Source organism: Phenylobacterium sp., from assembly GCF_041920015.1.
Classification (GTDB): domain Bacteria; phylum Pseudomonadota; class Alphaproteobacteria; order Caulobacterales; family Caulobacteraceae; genus Phenylobacterium.
The window spans coordinates 1-6,641 of record NZ_JAYRST010000120.1 but is presented as its reverse complement, the minus strand read 5'-3'; the positions used below and the strand labels follow the sequence as shown (position 1 = coordinate 6,641).

At 66.6% G+C, this 6,641-nt stretch carries 8 protein-coding genes; 1 reads left to right on the top strand and 7 read right to left on the bottom strand.

Annotated features, from left to right (window positions below):
• The 7 genes from ACE3TL_RS16235 to cysS all read right to left on the bottom strand — a co-directional run.
• The coding region (locus tag ACE3TL_RS16235; protein WP_374579707.1) for a glycosyltransferase family 2 protein at positions 1-823 on the bottom strand (823 nt) is incomplete at its 3' end.
• Between the two features lie 10 nt (positions 824-833).
• A complete protein-coding gene (thrS, locus tag ACE3TL_RS16230; RefSeq protein ID WP_374579706.1) occupies positions 834-2,804 on the bottom strand; it encodes a threonine--tRNA ligase in 1,971 nt (656 codons plus the stop codon).
• Entirely contained in the window at positions 2,801-3,082 is a 282-nt protein-coding gene (yidD, locus tag ACE3TL_RS16225; protein ID WP_374534686.1) for a membrane protein insertion efficiency factor YidD, read from the bottom strand. The genes thrS and yidD overlap by 4 nt, the downstream gene beginning before the upstream one ends.
• Positions 3,083-3,139: 57 nt before the next feature.
• Complete coding sequence (locus tag ACE3TL_RS16220; RefSeq protein WP_374579705.1) at positions 3,140-3,589, bottom strand: iron-sulfur cluster assembly scaffold protein; 450 nt, start codon at positions 3,587-3,589, stop codon at positions 3,140-3,142.
• A complete protein-coding gene (locus ACE3TL_RS16215) occupies positions 3,586-4,143 on the bottom strand; it encodes an SRPBCC family protein (RefSeq protein ID WP_374579704.1) in 558 nt (185 codons plus the stop codon). The genes ACE3TL_RS16220 and ACE3TL_RS16215 overlap by 4 nt, the downstream gene beginning before the upstream one ends.
• Before the next feature lie 61 nt (positions 4,144-4,204).
• Positions 4,205-4,492 carry a GIY-YIG nuclease family protein gene (locus tag ACE3TL_RS16210; RefSeq protein ID WP_374579703.1) on the bottom strand — a complete coding sequence of 96 codons (288 nt, stop codon included), beginning with the start codon at positions 4,490-4,492 and terminating at the stop codon, positions 4,205-4,207.
• Between the two features lie 130 nt (positions 4,493-4,622).
• The gene (gene cysS / locus ACE3TL_RS16205; RefSeq protein ID WP_374579702.1) at positions 4,623-6,011 is read right to left on the bottom strand and encodes a cysteine--tRNA ligase; all 1,389 of its coding nucleotides are present in this window, start codon (positions 6,009-6,011) and stop codon (positions 4,623-4,625) included.
• Between the two features lie 214 nt (positions 6,012-6,225).
• Here cysS and ACE3TL_RS16200 point away from each other — a divergent pair.
• On the top strand, positions 6,226-6,641 hold a 416-nt coding region (locus ACE3TL_RS16200; RefSeq protein WP_374579701.1), incomplete at its 3' end, for a GTP cyclohydrolase I.

Here is a 6,641-nt window from a genome sequence, read left to right as displayed (position 1 = left end):
GGAAATAGCGCGCCAGGCCCACGCCCTTGTGGAACTCCACCTTCAGGGGGCTGGCGTGGCTGGTGTGGCCCAGGTGGATCACCTCGGCCTTGGGCTGGAACAGCACCGTCCCGCCCTCCTGGCGTACGCGCCAGCAGAGGTCGACGTCCTCGACGTGCAGGAAATAGCCTTCGTCGAAGCCCTGGACGGCCTCGAAATCCTCGCGGCGCATGCAGAAACAGGCGCCCGAAATGGTCGGCACCGCGATCACCGCCTCGGGAGCAGCCTCGGCTTCCCAGTGAACCTCGTAGCGATTCCAGGCCGGAACCCGGCGCGAGAGATGGCTGAGGCTCAAGAGGGCGCTGACCGGAGTGATGTCGCCGCGCCGCGCGCCGCGCTGTTCGGTGCGGTCGGCGTTCAGCACCCGGCCGCCGACCAGCGAGGGCACCGGCCGCCCGTCGATGGCCCGCAGCAGTTCGGCCACGCAGCCCGGTTGCAGGAAGGCGTCGGGATTGAGGAAGACGATGATGTCGCCGGACGCGGCCCGCGCGCCGAGATTGGCGCCGCGGGCGAAGCCCACATTGCCCTGGCCTTGCACCAGCCGCACGCGGCCGTCGCCCTCCGCCAGGCGCTTGAGGCGCGCGGCCTCTATCCGGGTCGAGCCGTTATCGACCACGACGAGCTGGTCCACCAGCGAATCGGCCAGCACGCACTCGATGCTGCGGGCCAGCGCCTCGCCGGTCATGTAGACGACCATGACCACCGAGACGCTGCGGCGCGCCTTCAGGAAATCCTGCGTCGGCGCAGGCTCGTAAGCCACGATCGGTCCGGCGACGCCGTTCATCCAGCCTTCCTTACCCGACCATGCTCGCATCAGGCGAAGCGCCGCGAAGCGCTACCTGTCGTGCAACATCCGGCGGACACGCCTCCAAGGCAAGCGCCTTGACGGCCTCGGCGGTCGTCATGATCGATTGCCCCTCCGAGCCGAAACGCCTCAACGCGACCTTGCCTTCTTCGGCCTCCCGCCGGCCGACCACGGCGATGACCGGGGTCTTGGAGAGGCTGTGCTCACGGATCTTGTAGTTGATTTTCTCGTTCCGCAGGTCGGTTTCCACCCGCAGACCGGCGGCGCTCAGTTCTTGAGCCACCTTCAGGGCATAATCATCCGCATCTGACGTAATTGTGGCGACCACCACCTGCGTCGGCGCGAGCCACAGCGGGAAGGCGCCCGCATAGTTCTCGATCACCACGCCGATGAAGCGTTCCATCGAGCCGCAGATCGCCCGGTGCAACATCACCGGACGCTGCTTGGAGCCGTCCTCCACCACATATTCGGCGTCCAGCCGCTCGGGCAGCACGAAGTCGAGCTGCAGCGTGCCGCACTGCCAGGTGCGGCCGATGGCGTCCGACAGGTGGAACTCCAGCTTGGGCCCGTAGAAGGCGCCTTCGCCGGGCAGACGCTCGACCTCCATGTTCACCGCCTGGCGGGCGGCGCGGTCCAGCTTGGACTCGGCCACGTCCCAGACCTCGTCCGTCCCGGCGCGCAGATCGGGCCGCAGCGCCAGCTTGACGCTGTCCAGCTCCAGGCCGAAATCGGCGTAGACCGAGTTGAGCAGGCGCACGAATTTCGTCGTCTCCTCCTCGATCTGGTCCTCGCGGCAGAAGATGTGCGCATCGTCCTGGGTGAAGGCGCGCAGGCGCATGATGCCGTGCAGGGCGCCCGACGGCTCGAACCGGTGGCAGGCCCCGAACTCGGCCATGCGCAACGGCAGGTCGCGATAGGACTTCTGGCCGAAATTGAAGATCTGCACGTGGCCGGGGCAGTTCATCGGCTTGACGGCCAGCTCTTCGCCCTCCGTCGTCTCGCAGGTGAACATGTTGGCGCCGAACTTCTCCCAGTGGCCCGACTTCTCCCACAGGCCGCGGTCCATGATCTGCGGCGCCTTGACCTCAACATAGCCGTCCTGGTCCAGGCGGCGGCGCATATAGGCCTCCACCGTGCGATAGAGCGTCCAGCCCTTCGGGTGCCAGAAGATCATGCCCTTGGCCTCTTCCTGCAGGTGGAAGAGGTCCATGGCCCGGCCAATCTTGCGGTGGTCGCGCTTCTCGGCCTCCTCCAGCCGCGTCAGATGCGCCTCCAGGTCGGCCTCGCTGGCCCAGGCCGTGCCGTAGATGCGTTGAAGCTGGGCGTTGCGGTGGTCCCCGCGCCAATAGGCGCCGGCCAGCTTCATCAGCTTGAACGCCTTGCCCACCGCCTTGGTCGAGGGCAGGTGCGGCCCCAGGCACAGGTCCTTCCACTGGCCCTGGCGATAGACCGTGATCGTCTCGTCCTGCGGCAGGTCGGAGATGATCTCGGCCTTGTAGGCTTCACCGATCGACTTGAAGTGGGCGATGGCTTCGTCGCGGTCCCAGACCTCGCGCACGATCTTCTCGTCGCGGTCGACGATCTCGCGCATCCGCTGCTCGATCGAGGCCAGATCGTCCAGGCTGAACGGCGTGTCGCGCGCGAAGTCGTAATAGAAGCCGTCGTCGATGGCCGGGCCGATGGTCACCTGGGTGCCGGGGAACAGCTCCTGCACCGCCTCGGCCATGATGTGGCTGGCGTCGTGGCGGATGGTCTCCAGCGCCTCGGGGCTCTCGCGCGTCAGGATCTCGAACTTGCCGCCCTTGTCGAGCGGGCGGTCGAGGTCGCGCAGCTCGCCGTCGAGCTTCACCAGCACCGCCTTCTTCTCCAGCGACTTGGCGATGGAGGCGGCGACGTCGCGGCCCGTCACGCCGTCGTCGAACTGGCGTTGGGAACCGTCGGGGAAAATCAGGTCGATCATGTCTCACATGTCCATGTCCGCGAGGCCGGCCCGTTTCCGTCCGGGGCCTTGTCGCGCGGTTGGGGGACCGGGTCGTAGCCCGACGCTCCCCAGGGATGACAACGGCACAGCCGCCGGGTCGCGAGCCAGGAGCCGCGAACGGGACCGTGCAGGATCAGGGCCTGCGCCGCATACTCCGAACAGGTCGGCAGGAACCGGCACTGGCGCCCGATCAGGGGCGAAAGCGTCAGCTTGTAGGCGCGCAAGGCGCCGCGGACGCAGGTTTCGTAGAAGGTCATGCCGGCTCGCGGACGTGCGATGTCAGTCGCAGCGATTACGCTGAGCGATCTTGAGGATCAAGCCGCGCCGGCGCGGCTAGTTCGTTCCACGGCGCGGCGGACAGCCTCGGCCGCCGCCTCGAACGCCAGCAGCGTGGAGGTGTGGCGGGCGGGATAGTCCTTCACCGGGGCCAGCATGGAAAGATCCGAAAAACGTCCTTGCGGCGCGTCTGCGCCGGCCTTGAGCATAGCACGGAACTGATCGCGGGCCATCTCGATCTCGGAAAGGCTGGCGCCGACCACATTGGCCCCCAGCACCGCGGCCGACGCCTGGCCCAGGGCGCAGGCCTTCACGTCCTGGGCGAAGTCGGCCACGCGGTCGCCCTCCACCGTCACGTCGACCACCACGCGACTGCCGCAGAGCTTGGACACCTTCTCCGAACTGGCGTCCGGCGCAGGCAGGCGTCCGAGCCGCGGCATGTTCGCCGCCAGCTTCAGAAGCTTGGCCGAGTAGAGGTCGTCGATCATGCCGCAGATGTAGGCGTTCCGCCCGCCGCGCGCCATTGCGCCTCGGCGCGCGCCTTCAGCGCCTGGCTCATCGCCTCGAAGCCGCGATAGATCTTGCGGCCCATCCGACGCGCCGCCGTGGGCCCCAGCAGGCCGCCGATCAATTCGCCGTTCGAGAAGATCGTGCTGGCCTCCTCCAGCTTCTCAAGCTCCAGGAAGCGGGTGGTGGAGACGAGGCCGCCCATCATCTTCAGTCGCCAATGGATCTGGTCGTTCGGCACCCAGTCCAGCACGGTGGGCTGGATAACCTGCGGCTTTTCGCCTTCCAGGGCGAGGGTCAGGGTCAACTGGCCGCCGATGCGGAGCTTGCCCTCGGCCTCAGGATAGAGCGGGTTCCACTCATGCCAGCGTTCCAGGTCATAGAGGACGTCCCAGATGGTCTCGACCGGCGCCTGAATGCCGATCCGATGCTCGATCCGCACCCCGCTCGGCCCGGACGCCCCGCCGCCTTTGAACTTGAAGCCGGCGCCGGCGGTGAACATCGCCCCCTGGTTGGTCTTGGGTCCAAGCGCCATCAGAACCTCCGAACACCGCTCATCCCCGCGAAGGCGGGGACCCAAGCGGATTTGCCGCCGTTCAACAATTCAGGGTCTCGTAGAGGTCTTCCCAACGCGGATTCAACTCCTCAATGAGCCGGATTTTCCAGGCCCGATTCCATTTCTTGATCTGGCGTTCGCGGCGAAACGCGTATTCGCGCTCGTCATGGACCTCATACCAAGCCAGTCGAATGACATCGTATTTGGCCGTGAAGCCTCCGTACGTCTTCACCCTATGCTTCCATACACGGGATGCGAGGTCGTCCGTATGGCCACAATAGAGCGTTCCATAAGGCGCGCTCGCCATCAGATAGGTATAGAACGCCACGACAGGTTTTCCCGCGCCAGGCTAGGCGAAAAGGCAAACCTGTCACGACCGCCAATCGGAACAAAGCAAAAACACGCGGAGCTTGTTCCAACCGCCGCTTGGATCCCCGCCTTCGCGGGGACGAGCGGTCTCAGGTGGTTTCCTTGATCCGCCAGGTGGCGCCCGCAGGGCCGTCCATCACCTCGATATTCAACGCGGTGAGCTCGTCGCGGATGCGGTCGGCGGCGGCCCAGTCCTTGGCGGCGCGGGCCTCGATGCGCTGGGCGATCAGCGCCTCGACCTTTTCGCGCAGGTCGTCGGTGACGCCGGCCTGGAACCACGCCTCCGGATCGCCGAGCAGGAAGCCCAGCAGGTTGGCGGCGGCCAGCAGTTCGCCCTTGGCCAGGGCGCGGCCCTTGCCGCTCGCCGTCTCCAGCTTCGTCGCCAGGCCGAACAGCTCGGCGAAGGCGGCCGGGGTGTTCAGGTCGTCTTCCAGCGCGGCCATGAAGGGCGCCGGCGGCGCGACCGCCTCGGCCTCCACCTCGCTCGCCCGGCGCAGGGCGCCGTAGAGCCGGTCGAGCGCCTTCTTCGACTGCTCGATCAGTTCGCCCGTCCATTCCAGCGGCGCACGGTAGTGGCCGACCAGCAGCGCCCAGCGCAGCGCCTCGCCCGGCGCCTGGGCGATCAGGTCGTGGACCAGGGCGACATTGCCCAGGCTCTTGGACATCTTCTCGGCCGCCATGTTCAGGAAGCCGTTGTGCATCCAGTAGTTGGCGTAACCCTGGCCATGGTCGTGGCCGGCGCAGACGCCCTGGGCCATCTCGTTCTCATGATGCGGGAAGAGCAGGTCGATACCGCCGCCGTGGATGTCGATCGGCAGGCCCAGGGTCTTCTCGATCATCGCCGAGCATTCGATGTGCCAGCCGGGGCGGCCAGGTCCCCAGGGACTGTCCCACACCGGCTCGTTCTCCTTCGACGGCTTCCACAGCACGAAGTCGGCCGGGTGCTGCTTGTAGGGGGCCACATCGACCCGGGCGCCAGCGATCATGTCCTCCATCGGCTGGCGCGACAGCTTGCCGTAGTCGCCATAGGCCTGGGTGTCGAAGAGGACGTGCCCCTCCGCCGCATAGGCGGCCTTGTTGGCCACCAGCGTCCCGATCATCTCGATGATCGCGTCCATGGTCTGGGTGGCGCGCGGCTGGTGCGTCGGGCGCAGGGCGCCGAGCGTGGCCATGTCGTCGTTGTAGATGGCGAGATAGCGATCGGTGATCACGTCGATCGCCACGCCCTCCTCGGCCGCCTTTCGGTTGATCTTGTCGTCCACGTCCGTGACGTTCGCGGCATAGATCACCGCGTCCTCGCCATAGACGTGGCGCAGCAGGCGATAGAGCACGTCGAACACCACCACCGGCCGGGCGTTGCCGATATGGGCGTAGTTGTAGACGGTCGGCCCGCAGACATACATCGTCACCCGCGACGGATCCCGGGGAACGAAGGGCCGCTTTTCGCGGGCCATGGTGTCGTAGAGGCTGAGGGCCATCTGGGTCCTTCATGTTTTCTGGCGCCGCCCGATTCAAAAACTGACGCCGCGTAATGGTTGCCCCCAAAGGGGTTGGCCCCATATACATTCGGTGCGCCCGCGAGGCCACGGTTCCGTCCGTGCCTCGACGCCGGCCGCAAATAAGGGGTGGCACGCGTCATTTCCGGGACCTTCGTCCCGGCGCAACTCAGGCCCCGGAAAGAACTGCTCACAGATGGACGCTCCCAGTCGCGACCGAACCCTGGTCGGCACGCCCGGCCTTGATCTTGAAGCCGTGAAGCGCCCGACGCGCGAAGAGGCGATGGAAGCCGTGCGCACGCTCATTGCGTGGGCCGGCGACGATCCCCGGCGCGAAGGCGTGATCGACACCCCCAAGCGGGTGGTCGACGCCTATGCGGAGTGGTTCGAGGGCTATCAGCTCGACCCCTCCAAGGAACTCTCGCGCACCTTCGAGGACGTGCAGGGCTATGACGACATCGTCATGCTGCGCGACATCGAGGTCGAGAGCCACTGCGAGCACCACATGGCCCCGTTCCTCGGCAAGGCCTATGTCGCCTACATGCCGACCAACCGGGTCGTCGGCATCTCCAAGCTGGCCAAGGTGGTCGAGATCTTCGCCCGCCGCCTGCA

Bases quoted from the DNA above. Each gene is read 5' to 3' on its own strand.
- thrS (WP_374579706.1), bottom strand. From the start codon at position 2,804: ATGATCGACCTGATTTTCCCCGACGGTTCCCAACGCCAGTTCGACGAC.
- yidD (WP_374534686.1), bottom strand. From the start codon at position 3,082: ATGACCTTCTACGAAACCTGCGTCCGCGGCGCCTTGCGCGCCTACAAG.
- ACE3TL_RS16220 (WP_374579705.1), bottom strand. From the start codon at position 3,589: ATGATCGACGACCTCTACTCGGCCAAGCTTCTGAAGCTGGCGGCGAAC.
- ACE3TL_RS16215 (WP_374579704.1), bottom strand. From the start codon at position 4,143: ATGGCGCTTGGACCCAAGACCAACCAGGGGGCGATGTTCACCGCCGGC.
- cysS (WP_374579702.1), bottom strand. From the start codon at position 6,011: ATGGCCCTCAGCCTCTACGACACCATGGCCCGCGAAAAGCGGCCCTTC.